Source organism: Rhizobium sp. 01T444 (assembly GCF_056398305.1).
The window spans coordinates 68,666-85,984 of record NZ_JBFTPD010000006.1 but is presented as its reverse complement, the minus strand read 5'-3'; the positions used below and the strand labels follow the sequence as shown (position 1 = coordinate 85,984).

Genomic DNA, 17,319 nt, shown 5'->3' with positions numbered 1-17,319 from the left:
CGACAAATCACCTGGTCGCCGTCAGGTACCAGACAACGGTAGCTTCTCGCTCGCGCGCTGGCACGACGATGTCGGCGACCGCAAGATCACCGAACTGACCGAGATCAGCGGTGGCGCGTCGCTGATGCTCTACGTCGACCAGATCCTGAAGCTCGAGAAGGAGAACAGGATCGTCGCCTTCGACGGACGTCCCAAGGACATGCTCGGCATGCCGTACGCCGTCCATATGCTGCGGACCGAGGAAGTCGCCGAAGCGATTCTGCGCATCTCGTATGTCGACGGGATGCTGGCCGCCGAACGCCTCCGTGACGAAGACAAGCCGCCCGCCGAAGAATGGCGTCTTGCTATCATGGAGTTGGTAGCGCTCGAACGCGGCGAAAATGTCCCTCGACCGAGTGGATGTACAAGATGCTGCGCATCGAGCACGAGGTCTCCGCGCTCAGCTCCTTCGGGCGGACGGGATGCGCCGCATGACGATTCGGAAGCAAGAACCAGGGACATCCTGAACTTCACCACGTGTTGGTAATACTAGAACTTGCAAGATAATAGCAGATGGGTGATCGCTCGATCCGGGACACAGGACACCCCGAGAATCCCATTGGCCCGTCAAGGCCGCCTTGATGTTTGGGACCTGTGTTGCGGAAACCATCTTGGCCAGCGTTCATGTGCGAACGGAACAACAGGCCGGACATATGGACGCAAGCAATCAGATCAAATTATCTCGAAATATCTTGCGAGTCGGGGGCCGTCCACATATGGGAGTCGAACCGACGGCACCTAAAATTGCATGACGTTTATGGAAGCCCTGGTTAATTACTTTCAACCCAGCGGCCTCGGGCGGCATCGCGCAGAACAGCACGGGGTTCAGTGCTCTTGCTTTTCTTTCGGCGGACCCGATCAGCGAACGAGGATCGCCATGTTATTCTTGACGCGGTGATTGAGCTCGTCGAGGAATACCTTCTGGTTCGTTTCGGCGAGTTTTCGATCGCTGATGTCCACCAGCATATTCAAGGTTGCATTCCAATCCCCAATGCCAAACTTACTCATGGGAGTAATATCTAGTGGATGGCGCATGAGGCGGTAATCCGGTTCGGCTCATCGTAGCTGCGCCTTGTCGCCAAGTCCCTTTCTACTCGGCCGCAATCCTACCAATCCGGCTCGCCGATTGAATCGTCTCCAAATCATGTAGCCGGACGCTCGGGCAAACCTTCTTGGCGATCTCGGTCAGGTGCTGATGATGCGTCAGATAGATTACCTGCCCACGCCCGGCCATCTCGGTGAACAACCGGAAGGCCTCCTCGGCGCGGAAGTCATCGAAGGTTTCCATGATGTCGTCGGCGATGAACGGGATAGGAGCGCGATTGGCGACGAACTCGTGATATCCCGCTACCCGAAGCGCGAGATAGAGCTGGAAGCGCGCGCCCTTGGAGAGTTCATCGGCGATCTTCGAACCGCCGTTCGCCGATACGGCGATGAGGACCTCCCCGTCCTTGCCGGGCTGCGCGGCGACGCCCGTGTAGGCTCCGCGGCTGATGGTCCTGAACGCCTCGGATGCCCTTGTCATCATCCCGCTCCGATGGCGATCTCTATAGAGCTTCAGTGCTTGCTCCGCGGCGGTTATCCCCGCGCGAAGCTCGAGGTAACGACCGGCGCGTTCTTCGATCTCCAGCAAAATGGTGCGCCGCTGCTCCTCGATTTCCGCGACGACGGAATCGCCGCCTATGGCGTCGAGCGCTTTCTGCATGGTGGAGCGCTCATGGAAGACGTCGTGACATTTTCTGTCCTGGTCTTCGAGGATTGGCGTCAGCAAGGCTAGCTGGCCCTCCAATTCTTCTCTATTCGCCGACGCGAGCCTCTCCTCGACGTCACCGATATCGTTCGCACCACTGATCTCGACGAGTTCCTGCTCGACGTCAGAAATGGAAGTCCGCAGCGCCTGCCGCTTCGAGGAAAGCTCGATAAAGGTCTCGGCCTCATCCAGCGTGGTACAGTCGAAGAACGCTGCCATCTTTCCTATTTGGAGATCGAGTACCTCCTTGGTGACAAGGTATTCGCGCGCTTCTTCTCGCTTCTTGTCGAGATCGCGTCCCAGCTTCTCCCGTTGCTCCCTGCCCCGCTCTGCAACCATGATACGGTCGGTGATCGTCCGCGTAAGCTCCGTGAGAGAGGCCGATTTCGGAATTTCCAGGCTGTCGCACAATTCGAACACCGAAGCTTCGAACAGAGCGCTATCCTTTTCCATCTTCTGGATTCGATCGACGAGGCTGTCTTTGGCTTCGATTGCCGAAGCTAGTTTTTCGAGGACGTCGAGAATCCCGTTGACCGCATCTACGTCTGGGAGGATCGACGCCTCCCCTAACCAGCAGCCGTTGCAGAGCTCGAACCATCTGGCTTCCCATTCCTGCGTGGCTTTCAACGCATCGGTCATCGCACGCGCACGCGCGGCGTTATCCTCCTTCAGTCGCACCAGACGGTCTGCCTGATCCATGGCGAGGTTGAAGGCATCGAGGCCCTCTTCGGCGGCTGCGAACAGCGTTGCCAGATCGGCGTCGCAGCCGGCGGCCAGGCCCGTAGCCTTGATAGCCGCAAGCAACAGTTTCTTCGATTGCTGAGCCCTGTCGCGGATTTCCGCGACCTCCTGGTCGATGGCCGATAGATCATCACGTGCCCTTAGGGCAACGGTCCTTTTGCGCAACCATTCTTCCAGCTCTGAGGCATCAACACCAAATTCGGCACTGGACGAAATCGATGCCAACGTTGGGGACATCTCCGCCCGTAGTTCCGCGAGGGAACGTGCGGCCGCTTCAATGCGCTCGCGGGCAGTTTCGATATCGGAACCTGCGGATGCTCGGCTCATCATCAACTGCGCCAGCTTGCTGGCCTGCGCGAAATGCAGGAGCCGTTGCGAAACGAGGTGATCGTCCGCTCTCATGGCATGCTCAAAAGCGTCGGCCGATTGCGCGTCCATTGCCTGACGATGTGAAACCCATGCTTTTTCACGGGCGGCTCTGCTAGCCGCGATCGAAGGTTCGTCGATCTCCCCTGCCCGAGCGCGGAGGACTTGGATCTCCGCGTCCATCCGTCGGGCGTCCGGCTCAAGGCGCTCAAGTTCGGCGCGCGTTGTCTTCGTCCGCTCCCGGCCGTCCTGGTATCGGCTCTTCCAATCGTTCAGCTTTGCGGCCGACGGTACGCTCAATGCCGCCAGGTCGGCCGGGCTGCCGTCCCAGGGAACCAGCTGCGCAAGGCTTTCCGCCAATACGCCATCCGCGTTCTCGCGCCGCCGCATCAGCGAACGGAACGCGACCTCGTCGTCGGCTTTCGGCAGAGCTTTAACCGTCGCCGCGAGGACTTCGAAAGCCCTGATCCGTGCAGGATCGCGAAATTCCTCGAAGAGGGAAATCCGGTTGCCCTCATCCTGAAGGGCGCGTTGCGAACGGATAAGCTCTTCCTCCGCGGAAGCGCGACGAGCTTCGACCCCGGACCTGGCGCTGATGAGCGATCTGAGTTTGCCGACGGTCGCCGCATCCAGAACCAACCGCGCAGGTTTTTTCTCGTCGGCTTTGCCTAGCTGCAGAAGGAGCGTTTCGACAGAGAGTTCAGCGACCCGGCTGGAGAGCTTCGGGATATCGACCTGCGCCGTCAGGTATCTGGGTTCGAATGTTTTGGTGAGATCGGCGACGCGGGCCGCGAGGCAAAGAGCGACAGCGTCATCGGCGATCCCGTCAATCTCGTTCTCGATCTCCGCAATAGTACGGGCAACCTCGTCCAGCTTGACGCGGATTTCGATTTCACCCTTGCGGATTTCCGGGAGTTCGATCCTCCACGATTCCGGTGGATCGGACACCGTCTCGAGGGCATCGAGCTGGCCTCGAAGCCCGGTAAGCCTGCGCATCGTCGGAAGCGCTCGTAGGACACGGTTGATCTCGTCAGCCTGGCGCTGGGTGTTCGCACGCTCGGTCAAGGCCTGATTGTAGAGACCGTCGAGGCGCTGCAGTTCAGCCAACCTCTTACGATACTCGGTCGCCTGGAGGTCGAGTTCTTCGCGTTTTTGCTTCAGCTCCGTCAACCGCAGCTTGAGCTCACTCAGTTGGCTGCTGCGTCCCCGAAATTTGTAGAAGCTGTCCGCATCCCCGCGGATCGCCAGGAGTTGGCGGCTGAGATCGGAAAGCCCGGCGCTGGCGGAGAAGAGCAGTTCGCCCAGGTCACCCTTGCTTGCCAGAATACTCTCGCCGCCTTTTTCCAGTGTGATGTCGTCCAGCGAAAACATTGTCGAGAACGCGTCACGATCTATTCCGCCAAGGTCGGCCCGGATCTTCGTATCGGCGAGGCTGCGTTCTTCACGATCGAGCAGACTGTTCTGCGGCCGCTTGATACGGACGAAGTCCCTGTCCTGACCTCCCACATGAACATTCGCCTCTAAACGCATGGTATTATAGGGGTGCAGGAACCCGTATTTCGTTGTATTGCCGATCCCGAAGATCATATCGAGGATCGCATCGAGCGTGGTCGATTTTCCAGCCTCGTTCGGACCGTAGATGACGTGGAGGTCTGGAGATCCGACAGGTCGCGATCCGAAATCGATGACGGCGTCGGTGAACTTGCCATAGCGCGTCAGGTCGAGGCGGTTGATGCGCACGCTACTCTCCCTCGCCGCCGCGCAGACGCGCCAAGACCTGCGACGTACCATCCTTGGCAAATTGCGCCAACAAGTTCTCGAAAGACGCTTCGTCCTTGCCGAAGATCTCGCGGAGCTCGGCCGGGAGCTGGGCCCGCAGTTCGTCGGCGATCGAGCGCACCTCGTCGCTATATTCGGTCGAGCCGCGGATCTCGCTGTCGATAATCGCTGCAAGTTCGTCGAGCGCGCTCGGCCGCGCATCATCCCGTTTGGGCGCGACCGGCGACGTCACGACTTTCTCGATCCAGACATTCCCGATCGTCGCACCGTGTGTCTCTAGTTCGGTTCGGAGAAGGTCGGCGTCTCGCCGGATGCGCCATGCGAGCTCTGTGGCTCCGGTTATTTCGACGCGTGCAACAAGATGGTCAGCGGACACTGCTGAAGAAAGGCATTCCAATGAGCCTTTAGCCTCGAGGACGACATTTTTCCAATCATTCGCTCGGGAGATATCGACGACCAGCCTCCCGAACTGGGCGACAGCGGTCTGGCGTTCTTCGATAAAGACAGAGCGGTCATCGCCTATCGTAACGAGGGAGATGGACTTTGGACCGTCCTCGTTTATGTCGCGCCCTTGAGGGATGCCGGGCATAACGATCGCGGACGATAAATCCTCGACCGCCAACCTTTTGTGAATGTGGCCGAGTGCCCAGTATCGAAAACCCATTTGGCGGAGGTCGGCGACGCTACATGGAGCGTACAGATCGTGCCCCGCCGAGCCGCCAAGGCTGGTGTGCATAATGCCGATGTTCACGGCATCCGGAACAGGCAGCGCATAATGTCGAAGGAGGCTTTCGGGCGCTTGCGGCTTGGCAAAGCTCAGTCCGTGTATCGCAACTGCGAACCGGCCGGGAGCTCGGTCTATGGCAATGGTTTCGGCCACGGAACCGAACAGTTTGACGGAGTCCGGCATAACTAGCTCCGTCGTGATCTTGGAGAGCGCATCGTGGTTGCCGCGAATGATGAACGCGCTGATGCCGGCTTCATGCAGACGCGCAAGCTGCTCGGCCAGAAATCGGGCGGTCTTCATCGACGTCTGATCGCCATCGTAGAGATCGCCGGCGATGACCAACGCGTCTACCCGTTCTTCAAGGCATAGATCGATGATGCGGACAAATGACCGTCGGGTCGCCAATCCAATCAGCTCGGAAAGCTCGGCATTGCGCAGGGCCAGCGTCCGCAGCGGGGAGTCGAGATGAATGTCGGCGGTGTGAATGAATCGATAGACCAAAAGCAGAGCCTCATCTGTTGGTCGATCTTCCTAGCCCTTACAATTTGCCCGCGCCAGCCTTTATTCTCGGTTTGTTCTGGCAATCCCCAAAAAAGCGGGGTGCTATGACGGATGCTCGCACGGCCTCTGCCATCTGGGCCTTGACCTGCTCCATGACTTTTTGTTCGACACCTCTACGCCGATGGCGCGTGAGCATCCTTCACGAGTTCGGCCTTAAGGCATGCGGTTTCCAAACCGAGTTCGATGAACTGGCGAGCATGTCGGGCCAAAGCAACATTGTCGTCCCAAAGGTTTCGCCAGATAGCCGTCTTCAAAGACAGATCTTTGTCAACGATGGCCGTTGAGAAGGATTCGAACGTGACGTAGTCGTCCCATCCGATGGCGACCAGAGCGTCGAAGATGGCGGCAAAATCGATGTTGCCCGTTCCGAGATAACCACGATGGCTTTCGCCGATGTGGACATAGCCGATCTTGTGGGCGGCATTGCGTATTGCCAGTCCGACATCTGCTTCCTCGATATTCATGTGGAAGGTGTCGAGATGCAGGAAGACGTTCGAGGCACCTGTGTCCTTGATGTACGCTAGACCTTGGGCTGCCGTATTGAGCATGTTGCTCTCGAAGCGGTTGACGATTTCGAGATTGAGAGTGACACCGGCTGCCTTCGCACGATCGGCGACCCGTGACAGCGTGGTAACACTCGTTTCCCATCCCTTGCGGGACAACGCATGCTCCTGCTTTCCATGCGAGGAACTCAGTATACCGCCGAGCTTCGTGCCACCTAGATCGCGAACCAACGCAACGGCTCTGTCGAGTATGGCCTCACCGTTGGCGACCACCGACGGATCATCACTGGAGATGTCACCATCGGTCGGAAGACCCATGCTCACCGCGACGTCGAGGCCCAGTTCCCTGATGCGGGATGCGAGCCATTTCACGTCGACCAGCTTTGGATCGAGATAGGAAAATTCCACCAGCTTAAAGCCAAGTTCATGCGATCTGGTAAGTGTACGCTCAAGCTCATCGCGAGACGAGCCAGCACTCCAGACGAACGAGTGGACGCCGATTTTGGACATGACACTAATATCCTGAATTTCATTGAAGCGAAGGCTCGCCGGGCCCGAAGGCGCCGGCGAGCTCCTGGGAGGAAACGTTAGCGGGCTGCGGTCCAGCCCTTGTAATCCTTGACGTTGTCAGCAGTGATCAGCTTCGGGTCGAGCAGGACAGTGTTCTCCGCCGGCTTCTTGCCGTTCAGAACATCGACAGCCATCTTGAGGGCGTCGCCGGCCATGACGTAGGGGTCCTGGGAAGCCGAGGCCTTGATCATGGAATTGCCGCTTGCGAGCGACTTTTCGATATCTGGGGCACCGTCGACGGCAGTGATGAAGAACTCGTTGCGGTTCAGCTGCTTGGCGGCAAGCTCGGCACCGATGCCCGTCGGGTCATTGATGGCAAAGACGGCGTCGATCTTGTCGAAGCGCGTCAGCAGGCCCTGCATGACTGAGAGGCCGCCATCACGCGAGCCCTGACCGTTCTGGTCGTCCGACAGGATCTTGATGTCCGGGCTCTTCGTGAGCACGTTCTTGCAACCCTGCACGCGGTCGAGGATCGAGGACGAAGCAGGGCCGTTGATGATCACGACGTCGCCTTTGCCCTTGAGCTGATCGACGATGTACTGGCACGCCTCTTCACCTGCCTTGATGTTGTTCGTCATGACCGTGACGTCAGCGCCCGGAGCCGAAACGTCGAAGGCGGCAACGATAACGCCTGCAGCCTGGGCCTTCTTGACGGCCGGAGCAATCGCCTTAGCGTCGACGGCGTTCAGCATGATGATGTCAACGCCTGCGGCGATGAAGCTGTCGATCTGCGAAACTTGCTTGTTGAGGTCGTAGTCTGCCGAAACCGAGGTGACCTGTACGTTCGGATTGATTTCCTTGGCGCGATCCTCGATGCCCTTGATGGTCGCAACGAAGAACGGATTGCCAAGCAGACCGACGGAAATGCCGATCTTTTCCAGGTCTTTGGCGGCTGCCGGCAGTGCGATGGCTGCGGCCAGAGCGGTCGCTGCGAGCAGTTTCGAAATCATGCGCATATTTTCCTCCTTATGGCGCTTCCTGCGCCCCGTTATCCGGCAACCCCGGTTCCTCCAGCCGCACGTCAGGTGCGGCTAAGTCCTTTGAGCCTGTAGCGGTCGAGCGCCACGGCCACGATGATGACAAGTCCCTTGACGATGTACTGCCAAATGTCGGAAACGCCGACGAGGATGAGGCCGTTGGACAGCACCGCGATGATGAGTGCGCCGATCAGCGTCCCCCAGATCGACCCGACACCGCCGACGAAGCTGGTTCCGCCGAGAATGACGGCTGCGATCGCGTCGAGCTCGTAGGATTGGCCAAGCTGCAGGCCGTTCGCGGCATACAGACGGGCTGCGGACATCACGCCGCCAAGCCCCGAAAGCAGGCCCGACATCGAGTAGACAAAGAGCAGCACCAGTGGGACCTTGATCCCGGTGAGGCGCGCTGCCTCGACGTTTCCGCCAACAGCGTAGATCCAAGTCCCCAATACCGTGCGCTTCAGGATGAACCATGAGATCAGGATCGTCGCCAGCGCAATGATCGCCAGCCATGGCACGCCGAGGAAACTGCCGTTTCCGATGAAGTCGAATGGCAGGTCGGGATTGAAAACCGTCGTGTCGCCACCGAGCAGTCGGGCGATGCCGCGCATCGCGGTCAGCGAGCCGAGAGTGACGATAAAGGGCGGAAGCTTTAGTGCCGAAATGATCGTGCCGTTAACGACACCACAGGCAAGTCCCACGCCGATCGCAGCCGGAATACCCAGCATGCCGACATCCGGCCAGAGTGACACGATCACGCCAACCATGGCCGAGGCCGCAAGGATAGAACCCACTGACAAGTCAATGCCGCCTGTCAGGATCACAAACGTCATCCCGGCAGCCAAAACCGTATTGATCGATGCCTGCTGCATGACGATCGACAGGTTGTTGACGCTTAGAAAGCGCCCGCTCAACAGATGAAAGCCGATAGCCAGGATGACGAGCACCGGCAACATACCGAGCGCGGTGAGCGTCGATCTGAATCTTGCCTTGCCTGCATTCGACTGGTCGGTTGATGTCGAGGTCATATCTTTATCCCGTCGTCTTTGTTGTCCGGCTTCAGGCGACTTTCGATGCCGATCCGGTGGAGAAGGCCATGATGGCTTCCTGGCTGATTGGCTGATCCGACGTCGCCAGAACTTCGCCCGTGATGCGTCCTTCGCGCATGACCAGGACGCGATCGGCGATGCCGATGATTTCCGGCAAGTCACTCGAAATCACGACTATCGCGATGCCCGCCTGCGCGAGTTCATCGATGATCCGATAAATCTCGGACTTGGCACCCACATCGACGCCGCGGGTCGGCTCGTCGAAAATGATAACCTTGGGCTTCGTCTCGAGGAGACGGGCAATCAGTGCCTTCTGCTGGTTGCCACCCGACAAAGCGCCGACATTGATGCTGGCGCTCGACGTGCGAATGGAGAATGATTTGATGGCGCGGGCGGCACGCTCCCTGGCGGTGGCAAAATTCAGGATGCCTCCCGGGCCGGCATCCCTGCTGATAACGCCGATATTGATGTTTTCATTGATCGTCATGTCGAGGAAAAGGCCGAGACCCTTCCGGTCCTCTGTGAGATACGCGATCCCTGCATCCATCGCGTCCCGCGGTCCGGCAATAGCCAGTTCCCGGCCCTCCAAAGACACCGTGCCGGCCGTTTTGGGGTCCGCGCCGAAAACGAGGCGCGCTAGTTCCGTCCGACCGGACCCAACCAGGCCCGCGATGCCGAGGACCTCGCCTGCCCTTGCGTCGAACGAGCATCCGTGAACTCGGCGGCCGTCGCCAACATCTTTCACTGAAAGAACCGTCTTGGCCGCCTGCACAGGTGCCCGATGTTCCTTTTTGTAGAAAGTGGAGAGATCGCGACCGACCATCATCGAGACCAGCCGGTCGGCGGACAGTTCTTCGCGCTCGAGCGTGCCGACGTAGGCGCTATCGCGCAAAACGCTGACACGGTCTGCGAGCGTGTAGATCTCTTCCATTCTATGGCTGATGTAGATCACCGCGATGCCACGCGCCTTCAGGCCTGCGATCACTTCGAAAAGCCGTTCTGTCTCCCTGGAGGTCAGCGAGGTCGTCGGCTCGTCCATGACGATGATCCTCGCGTTGGTGGTCAGGGCACGCGCGATCTCCACCATCTGACGTTCGCCCAACGAGAGTGTGGCCACGAGCTGCGACGGTCCGAAGTTTATTCCCAGCTGTTTGAGGATTGGCTCGACACGGGCGCGTGCCGCAGCCTTGTCGACGACACCATAGCGCGACGGCTCGGCACCCAGGAACATGTTCTGTGCAACCGTCAGGTTCGGCGCGAGCGACAGTTCCTGATAAATGACCGCGATGCCATTTGCCTTGGCCTTGATCGGATCGCCGGACACGATCGGCTTTCCCTCGACGAGGACAGCGCCGCCAGGATCCGCAACATAGGCGCCGGACAGAACCTTCATCAGCGTCGACTTCCCGGCGCCGTTTTCACCCATCAAGGCATGGACTTCGCCGGGATAGACGGTCAGCGAGACGTTTGTAAGAGCCTTGGTGCTTGCGAACGTCTTGCTGATATTGCGCATCTGCAGGACGGGTGCTTGCGTTTCGGTGTTTGCCGCGCTCATGCGTGGAACTCCTTCCTTGGATGCGTCGCCTCCGGCCTGTCGATCTCAGCTAGCGTTCGCCACGTGTCGCGGTATGCTTCAAGACCAAAGATCTGCGCCGGCGCTACCTGACTGGTCTCATTTGCGAACGGCTCTAGGCCCATCGTGCCGAAAACAAGAGCCGCGGCACCAAAGGCACTGCCTTCGGCCGTCGCGCTGGTGAAGATCGGCTGGGCGGGCCGCAGCTGGGCGAGTATTTCGGCAAACAACCCGGTCTTGACCAGGCCACCGTCTATGACGATCGCGTTATCGGAGCGTATGAGATCGAGGGACAGACTGGTCATGAGAACGACGTATAGAAGCGCGGCGGCCGCCCTCTCCTCGCCTTCCACCTCCGGTCCCACGAACCGGCCTTCGAAGCCCTGCATCGGGCCGCCGAGCGCGAACGACGGCAATGCGAACACGCCTTTTGCGATTACCCGAGACAGTGCCTCAAGACTCACAGGCTTGTTCCAGCCGCCACTGGCGCGATCGTACTCTCTGCCGCCCATGAAACGGATCGTCGGCGCCGGCTTCCCATCGACCGTAACGTTCGCGAGCATATCCCTATCTTCGTCCAGCGCTTCGAGCGGGCATGCCGAATTGAAGATCACGACCCACGTCCCGGTAGACACGAGGGTGAAGTCCTGGAATCCAACCGAACGATAGTAGTAGAGGGCCGAATTGCTGTCGTGAACGCCATTGTGGACATTGACGGAGCGCGCCTCACCCGTTCCGTCTGTGAGATTCCAATTGCCCAAAACAGCGCCTGCTTTTTCGAAAGCGGGCATCTTCTCACGCCAACCTCGACTATCGACCAGACTGCTGAAATCACCGCGCAGCGGTGCCCAAAGGTGAGAGTGGCAGCCGATGTAAGATACCTCGGACACCTTGCGGCCAGAGAATTTCCACGACCAGAACTGGGGATAGGGAAGAACAGCATCGGCGTGGCTCAGCGCCTCGGGCTTGACGGCCTCCAGCCAAAGCATGTGCCGCCCGTAGTTGAAACCCAGCGGCAGCCTTGGAGAATATGTCTCGGAGAAAGCCGGGATCGACATGTCGATGCGATCCCCCAGCGACGGAGGAGGTTCCTGTTCATAGTCGAGGATCGGATGCACCAGGTGATCCTCCTCAACGAGCGCAAATGTACAGCCATGACCGGAAAAGATGACGTGTCCGACCGAGTGGTCTTCAATCGCACGCGTCAGTGCGGTCTTCATCCATTCGAACAGAGCGGCGTCGTCGAGCACGCGAAAACCTTCGTACTCGCCCCATGACGGCTTCGTTCGCGTCTCCGAAAGTAACGAGCCATCGGCCCCGAACACGAAGAGTTTCGAGTTGGTCTTGCCGAGATCGAAGACCGCGATCGCGTTTGGTGGCGTCATGACTGACCTCCGACCGTCGCGATCACTATCGTAACCCCCGCATCCTCAAGCATTTTTGCTCCGACGTCCGACAATCCGTCGTCGATGACGATCGTGCCGATACGGGAAAGCGGGAGAACGACATTGCGCGGTTGAATCGAGAGTTTGCGGCTATCTGCCAGAAGCACGATTTCGTCCGCACAACCGCTCAACTCCCCAATCGCCTTTGTCAACAACGGGTGCGATTCCAGAAGTCCCTCGCTGCTGATGCCCTGGGTGCCAAGGAAGAACCGGGAGGCGAAGAAGTCGGGCGCGCCGGCCGACGCATCGTGGATAATTCCGGGCTCTCGATACAGCACCCCGCCCGCCAAGGTCAGATGGCAAGTCCCGTGCTCGCCGACATATGCGGCCAAGGGCATGGAGTTCGTGTAGAGGCGGACGTTGCGACGAGCCAATTGCAGACCGAGTTGATAGCAGGTCGATCCTGCATGGACGATTATCGAGTCCCCGTCTCGCACCAGACCCGCGGCCATCTCAGCGATCGCACGCTTTGCATCAACAGCAATGTCGCGGTTTTCGTCATATGGCCGAGCAGAAAGACGCGCCACGGTCGATGACTCGTTAGCGGATATCCCGCCGTAGACCTTTCGAGCAACTCCGATGTCGTGAAGCTTATCGATATCTCTTCGGATTGTCGCAGGGGAAACGCCAAGCCGCTTCTGCAGGTCACGCACGGACGCGAAGGGCCGCTCGCGAAGCATTTCCGCAATCAGGCGATGGCGATCGGAATCGTTCAAGACAGTCCTCCACTGACGCTTCTCCCTGAGCGCTTATGACGAACTATAATCACATCATGTATAGGATCGCAACACGAGAGACGCAAAATCTTCATCGTTGACGATCTGCAATCACATTTATAGGATCGCGCAAAAGTTCGCTCATGAGCCAGCCGAACCGGAAGGCGAGTATCAACGCAGCAGGAGGGAAGATGATATGACCCAACCGGACCCCAGGAATACGAAGCTATTCAAGAGTTTTCTCGGGCTTTCCAGCCAGATTGGCAGCGACATCCTCAAGACGCAGGGCGCAGGCGGCAATACGTCGATCAAGAGCGACGGCGTGATGTGGGTGAAGGCATCGGGCACGTGGCTTTCCAAGGCGGATATTGAAGACATCATGGTCCCAGTAGCCGTCGATCCGCTGGTTGCAGCGCTTCGCAATGGCGACGTACGGGCCGAGAAGTCCACCGATTTCGTTGTTTCCGAACTGAATTCCAGCGGCCTTCGGCCGTCGATCGAAACCAGTTTTCACGCGGCACTCAAAAGTCCGGTGGTCGCGCATTATCATTGCGTGAACGCAATTGCTCGGGCCGTTCTTGAAGACCGCGAGGCCATGCTGGCTGAATGCATGAGTGCCGTCTCCGATCTCAGATGGGTGACGATACCGTATAGGCGTCCAGGGACCCCGCTCGCCAGGGAGATCGAAAAAGCCGCCGCTTCGATGCCTGATGTCCTGATCCTGTTCAACCACGGGATCATCGTTTGCGGTGACACGGTTGAGGAAGTCGCCGGTCGTATCCAGCGTGTCTCGAAGGCCCTTTCACGCGAAACCCGGAACAGCGGTCTGGCCGACGTCGATGCGCTGGAACGGATTGCGAAGAATTCCGGCTATCATCCGGCACGCGACAGTGAAAGCCACGCCGTCGCGCTTTCGAATGTCAATCGAGGAATTGCACTTGGCGGCTCGCTTTATCCGGACCACGTCATTTTCCTTGGAACGAAGATAGGCGTGCTTTCAGAGGGGCAAAGCGCGGCCGACCTCGAGGCCGCATCTCACCGCGAAGGTCGTGAAGCTCCGAAAATGCTGATCGTCCCGGACAAGGGAGTACTCTTGTCCAGCACCCTCACTGCAGGTGGCGAGGTTATGGCCCGTTGCCTCTCGGAGGTGGTGGGCCGCATCCCTGAAGAGGCGTCGGTAGTGTATCTTTCGAACGACGACGAATATGAATTGACGCACTGGGAAGCGGAGCAATATCGACAAGCGCTCGACCGAGGTTCGGAAAGGCGGAACGCGTGAGCGCCAAAAATAGCCAACCAGTTGCACTCGGAATCGATATCGGCACGTCCGGCGCTCGGGCCTCGGCTATCGACCGTGCGGGCAATCCGGTCGGCTTCGCCTCCGCACCGTTCCGGTCGCCCGACGAAATGCGTCAACCAGCATGCTGGTGGAATAGGGTGGCAGAGGCAATCGAGCGTCTTGCCCACAAAACAGATCTCTACTCTGTCGAAGGCGTCGCCGTCGACGGAACGTCCGGGACCGTCCTCTCGCTCGATCATGCCGGCGAGCCGACAGGTCAGGTCCTCATGTACAACGATCCCTGCCCTGATCCTGCAATCATCGAAAGCATAGCAAATGAGGCTCCAGCGACCAGCACGGCAGTCGGCGCGAATTCGGGCCTTGCCCGAGCCATCTATTTGTCGCGCCAGGACCGTGCTCACGCCATCGTTCATCAGGCCGACTGGATCCTGATGAAATTGGGTTGCCCAGGGCGGGTCAGTGACGAAAACAACGCACTCAAGACGGGTTTCGATCTGGGAACGGAACGCTGGCCGGATTGGATCGAAGCGGCGGGAGTGGACGTATCCAAGCTGCCCATGGTCTATCGTGCGGGCCAAAAGGTCGCCCCGGTCGAGAGATACCTGCGGGAACTCGGTCTGCCCAAATCCGCTTGGTTCCATGCGGGAACGACCGACGGCTGCGCTTCGTTTCTTGCTACGGGAGCATCGGCCATTGGCGACGCGGTAACCGCCCTCGGATCCACGATTGTGCTCAAGCTTGCATCGGACGCTCCGATCAGCGCGCCCGAATATGGCATATACTCGCACCGTGTCGGGCGGTTTTGGCTTGTTGGTGGCGCTTCGAACAGCGGTGGAAACGTCGTGCGCGCCCTATTCGGCGATGACCGTCTGGACGAACTCACCCAAAAGATCGACCCGGACCGCCAGCTGGATCTGGATTACTATCCGCTTCTGCGACCCGGCGAGCGTTTTCCGATCAACGATCCTCATTACCCGCCCCGGCTCACGCCGCGTCCCGCCGAAGATCACGCATACTTTCAGGCAATCCTTGAAGGCATGACCGAGATCGAGAGGTTGGGTTATCAGCGGTTAAGCGAGTTGGGAGCGCCTGCCGTGACAAGCCTTCGAACGGTTGGGGGCGGAGCGCGAAATCCCGTTTGGACCGCCATGAGGGCGCAGGCTATGGGGGTGGACACTTTGCCTGCGAAATCGGTCGAGGCAGCCGTCGGTACAGCTGCGCTGGTGCTTTCCCGATTGGATGGCGGAAATGCCTGAACCAACGCAGATCACTCTACCTCAACTGACGCCGGCATATGACGTTTTCTTCGTCGACCAGTTCGGGGTACTGAGGGACGACGCCGGTCCCTATGAGGGTGCAATCGCTGCCCTGTCCAAGCTCGCATCGGCGGGCCGGAAGGTCGTTATCCTATCCAATTCAGGCAGAAGCGGCGAATACAATTCCGAGCGGCTCGTTAAGCTCGGCTTCGCCCCTGCAAGCTTCGACTTCTTTGTCACATCGGGAGACGTGGCATTCGATATCCTCTCTCGACCTGAAAACGCCATCCCGAAAAATGCTCGATGCTTGACGATATCCAGCGGTGGAGACACCAATCTCGCCGAACGGCTTGGGCTCATCTCCGCACAAGACGCCGCCGGCGCCGAAATTGTCATCATCTCCGGCAGCGAAACCGAACGGATACCGATGGATGACTACCGCGAAATGCTGCGTCCGGCGGCCGAGAACGGAGTCCCCTGTTACTGTACCAATCCGGACATCCATAAATTGAGCAACGGCTCCATAGCGCCGGGCGCAGGCACCATCGCCAAGCTCTACGAGGGGATGGGCGGTCACGTCACCTGGCTTGGAAAACCGTATCCCGAAATCTACGAACACGCATTGAAGCTCGTAGGCGTCACCGACCGTCGTCGCGTGGTCTGCATCGGCGATAGCATCGATCACGATATTCTTGGTGCGAAGTCGGCTGGATTGGATTCCGTGCTGGTGCGTACCGGGATTCTTGCTGATGTCAGCGATGAGCAGTTAGAAAAACTCTGCGAAAATGCGCGTGCCTACCCAAGGTATATCCTCCAGCATTTTGCATTTTAGTCCCGGACATTGGCGCTGGATTTGCGGCCTTGGAAGGATTGGCGTAGTCCCGAAGGCCGCGCCGCCAGTCCCGCTAACAATTGCTTCGCCGGGCGTTAATGCGGAGGGATTGCGGTTTCGGCGCAACGAGCACCGAAACCATCGCGGCTATACGCGAGGAAGCTTAGAGGGCCAGTTTCCAGTGAACCCGTTGCCGACCTTCAGAAGGCGTGGCAAACCATACCGGGTGCGGACGATATTTGAACGGAGAACAAGATGGCGCGAAACGCACGAGACCCGATCGATGCGGTCGTTGGCGGAAATCTGGCACGTATCCGGAAGACGAAGGGATTAAGCCAATCCGCCATCGCCGAGGCTTTGGGGATTTCGTTTCAGCAGGTGCAAAAGTACGAGAAGGGTTCAAATCGCGTCAGTGCCAGCGTTCTTTACCATCTGTCGCAAGCTCTCAGCGTTTCCATGGACGACTTCTTTAAAGGTGCCGAAACCATCGAGCGGGATACGATCTCGCTACAGGCGACAGGTCGCGCGTACGTCTCCAGCGACCTTGACCGGGTGAAGAATGCTGGCGTCAGGAAAGCCCTGGCTAGCCTCATCAAATCCGTTTCTACAGAATTGGACGACGATCCAGATCGATCCGCATCCGCTTCTCAGTGAGCCCGTCGCCTCTGGTACGGCAAGGCTCGTGCTATGAAACCTCCTCGGCACTATGGCGCGAAAGGCACGAGATGGTCCCACTAGACGTCTGTTCCCAATTCTTTGATCAGCACCTGATTATCCCGTGCAGCATCAATGACGATCCATCCGAGCCGCTCGCATCATCTCGTAGCGTCGAGAAATTGGTCGTAACGCTGCGAGAGATGCTGTTGGATTCTATCGGGCGTAGAAATATTCAAATCCCCTTCCGATGGGCCATTGATCGAAGGGTCCCGCCTGGCTGGTCAGCGGCGAGACCAACCAGTGGCAACCGGACCTCTACCGTATACCACGCGGGTCTATCCCTATCTGAACAACCCCACTTACAACCTGACTACGGACATGGCGGACGACGCCATCAACTATCTCAACCAACTCAACCAGCTCGATCCCACGAAGCCTTTTGCCCTATCGGGAACCTTGGAACGGAGGCTCCGATCCC

At 58.8% G+C, this 17,319-nt stretch carries 13 protein-coding genes; 4 read left to right on the top strand and 9 right to left on the bottom strand.

Going from position 1 to position 17,319, the window contains the following annotated elements; all coding sequences use genetic code 11:
* Positions 1-7: 7 nt before the first annotated feature.
* The 9 genes from AC1DTN_RS12020 to AC1DTN_RS11980 form a co-directional block, all read right to left on the bottom strand.
* Positions 8-226: a hypothetical protein gene (locus AC1DTN_RS12020; protein WP_477921049.1), complete on the bottom strand. Its 219-nt coding sequence runs from the start codon at positions 224-226 to the stop codon at positions 8-10.
* A 903-nt stretch (positions 227-1,129) separates the two neighbouring features.
* On the bottom strand, positions 1,130-4,687 hold the full coding sequence (locus tag AC1DTN_RS12015; protein ID WP_477921048.1) for an AAA family ATPase: 3,558 nt from the start codon (positions 4,685-4,687) through the stop codon (positions 1,130-1,132).
* Positions 4,638-5,903, bottom strand: a complete 1,266-nt coding sequence (locus AC1DTN_RS12010) for a metallophosphoesterase family protein (protein ID WP_477921047.1) — start codon at positions 5,901-5,903, stop codon at positions 4,638-4,640. The genes AC1DTN_RS12015 and AC1DTN_RS12010 overlap by 50 nt, the downstream gene beginning before the upstream one ends.
* Positions 5,904-6,076: 173 nt before the next feature.
* Positions 6,077-6,976 (bottom strand): sugar phosphate isomerase/epimerase family protein, encoded by a 900-nt coding sequence (locus tag AC1DTN_RS12005; RefSeq protein ID WP_439019129.1) that lies wholly within the window; start codon positions 6,974-6,976, stop codon positions 6,077-6,079.
* Between the two features lie 77 nt (positions 6,977-7,053).
* Positions 7,054-7,992: an ABC transporter substrate-binding protein gene (locus AC1DTN_RS12000; protein WP_439019127.1), complete on the bottom strand. Its 939-nt coding sequence runs from the start codon at positions 7,990-7,992 to the stop codon at positions 7,054-7,056.
* A gap of 65 nt (positions 7,993-8,057) precedes the next feature.
* The gene (locus AC1DTN_RS11995; RefSeq protein ID WP_439019126.1) at positions 8,058-9,041 is read right to left on the bottom strand and encodes an ABC transporter permease subunit; all 984 of its coding nucleotides are present in this window, start codon (positions 9,039-9,041) and stop codon (positions 8,058-8,060) included.
* A gap of 31 nt (positions 9,042-9,072) precedes the next feature.
* The gene (locus AC1DTN_RS11990; protein WP_477921046.1) at positions 9,073-10,617 is read right to left on the bottom strand and encodes a sugar ABC transporter ATP-binding protein; all 1,545 of its coding nucleotides are present in this window, start codon (positions 10,615-10,617) and stop codon (positions 9,073-9,075) included.
* Positions 10,614-12,020, bottom strand: a complete 1,407-nt coding sequence (locus tag AC1DTN_RS11985; protein ID WP_439019124.1) for an FGGY-family carbohydrate kinase — start codon at positions 12,018-12,020, stop codon at positions 10,614-10,616. The genes AC1DTN_RS11990 and AC1DTN_RS11985 overlap by 4 nt, the downstream gene beginning before the upstream one ends.
* Entirely contained in the window at positions 12,017-12,796 is a 780-nt protein-coding gene (locus AC1DTN_RS11980; protein WP_439019123.1) for a DeoR/GlpR family DNA-binding transcription regulator, read from the bottom strand. Before AC1DTN_RS11980 ends, AC1DTN_RS11985 begins: the two co-directional genes overlap by 4 nt.
* A gap of 196 nt (positions 12,797-12,992) precedes the next feature.
* Here AC1DTN_RS11980 and AC1DTN_RS11975 point away from each other — a divergent pair, with 196 nt between their 5' ends.
* The 4 genes from AC1DTN_RS11975 (at position 12,993) to AC1DTN_RS11960 (ending at position 16,838) form a co-directional block, all read left to right on the top strand.
* Entirely contained in the window at positions 12,993-14,075 is a 1,083-nt protein-coding gene (locus AC1DTN_RS11975; protein WP_477921044.1) for a class II aldolase/adducin family protein, read from the top strand.
* Entirely contained in the window at positions 14,072-15,352 is a 1,281-nt protein-coding gene (locus AC1DTN_RS11970) for an FGGY-family carbohydrate kinase (protein WP_439019121.1), read from the top strand. Before AC1DTN_RS11975 ends, AC1DTN_RS11970 begins: the two co-directional genes overlap by 4 nt.
* The gene (locus tag AC1DTN_RS11965) at positions 15,345-16,184 is read left to right on the top strand and encodes a TIGR01459 family HAD-type hydrolase (RefSeq protein WP_439019120.1); all 840 of its coding nucleotides are present in this window, start codon (positions 15,345-15,347) and stop codon (positions 16,182-16,184) included. The genes AC1DTN_RS11970 and AC1DTN_RS11965 overlap by 8 nt, the downstream gene beginning before the upstream one ends.
* A gap of 255 nt (positions 16,185-16,439) precedes the next feature.
* Complete coding sequence (locus AC1DTN_RS11960; RefSeq protein WP_439019119.1) at positions 16,440-16,838, top strand: helix-turn-helix domain-containing protein; 399 nt, start codon at positions 16,440-16,442, stop codon at positions 16,836-16,838.
* The last annotated feature ends 481 nt before the right edge of the window (positions 16,839-17,319 follow it).

Bases quoted from the DNA above. Each gene is read 5' to 3' on its own strand.
- AC1DTN_RS12020 (WP_477921049.1), bottom strand. From the start codon at position 226: ATGGACGGCGTACGGCATGCCGAGCATGTCCTTGGGACGTCCGTCGAA.
- AC1DTN_RS12015 (WP_477921048.1), bottom strand. From the start codon at position 4,687: ATGGTACGTCGCAGGTCTTGGCGCGTCTGCGCGGCGGCGAGGGAGAGT.
- AC1DTN_RS12005 (WP_439019129.1), bottom strand. From the start codon at position 6,976: ATGTCCAAAATCGGCGTCCACTCGTTCGTCTGGAGTGCTGGCTCGTCT.
- AC1DTN_RS12000 (WP_439019127.1), bottom strand. From the start codon at position 7,992: ATGCGCATGATTTCGAAACTGCTCGCAGCGACCGCTCTGGCCGCAGCC.
- AC1DTN_RS11995 (WP_439019126.1), bottom strand. From the start codon at position 9,041: ATGACCTCGACATCAACCGACCAGTCGAATGCAGGCAAGGCAAGATTC.
- AC1DTN_RS11990 (WP_477921046.1), bottom strand. From the start codon at position 10,617: ATGAGCGCGGCAAACACCGAAACGCAAGCACCCGTCCTGCAGATGCGC.
- AC1DTN_RS11985 (WP_439019124.1), bottom strand. From the start codon at position 12,020: ATGACGCCACCAAACGCGATCGCGGTCTTCGATCTCGGCAAGACCAAC.
- AC1DTN_RS11975 (WP_477921044.1), top strand. From the start codon at position 12,993: ATGACCCAACCGGACCCCAGGAATACGAAGCTATTCAAGAGTTTTCTC.
- AC1DTN_RS11965 (WP_439019120.1), top strand. From the start codon at position 15,345: ATGCCTGAACCAACGCAGATCACTCTACCTCAACTGACGCCGGCATAT.
- AC1DTN_RS11960 (WP_439019119.1), top strand. From the start codon at position 16,440: ATGGCGCGAAACGCACGAGACCCGATCGATGCGGTCGTTGGCGGAAAT.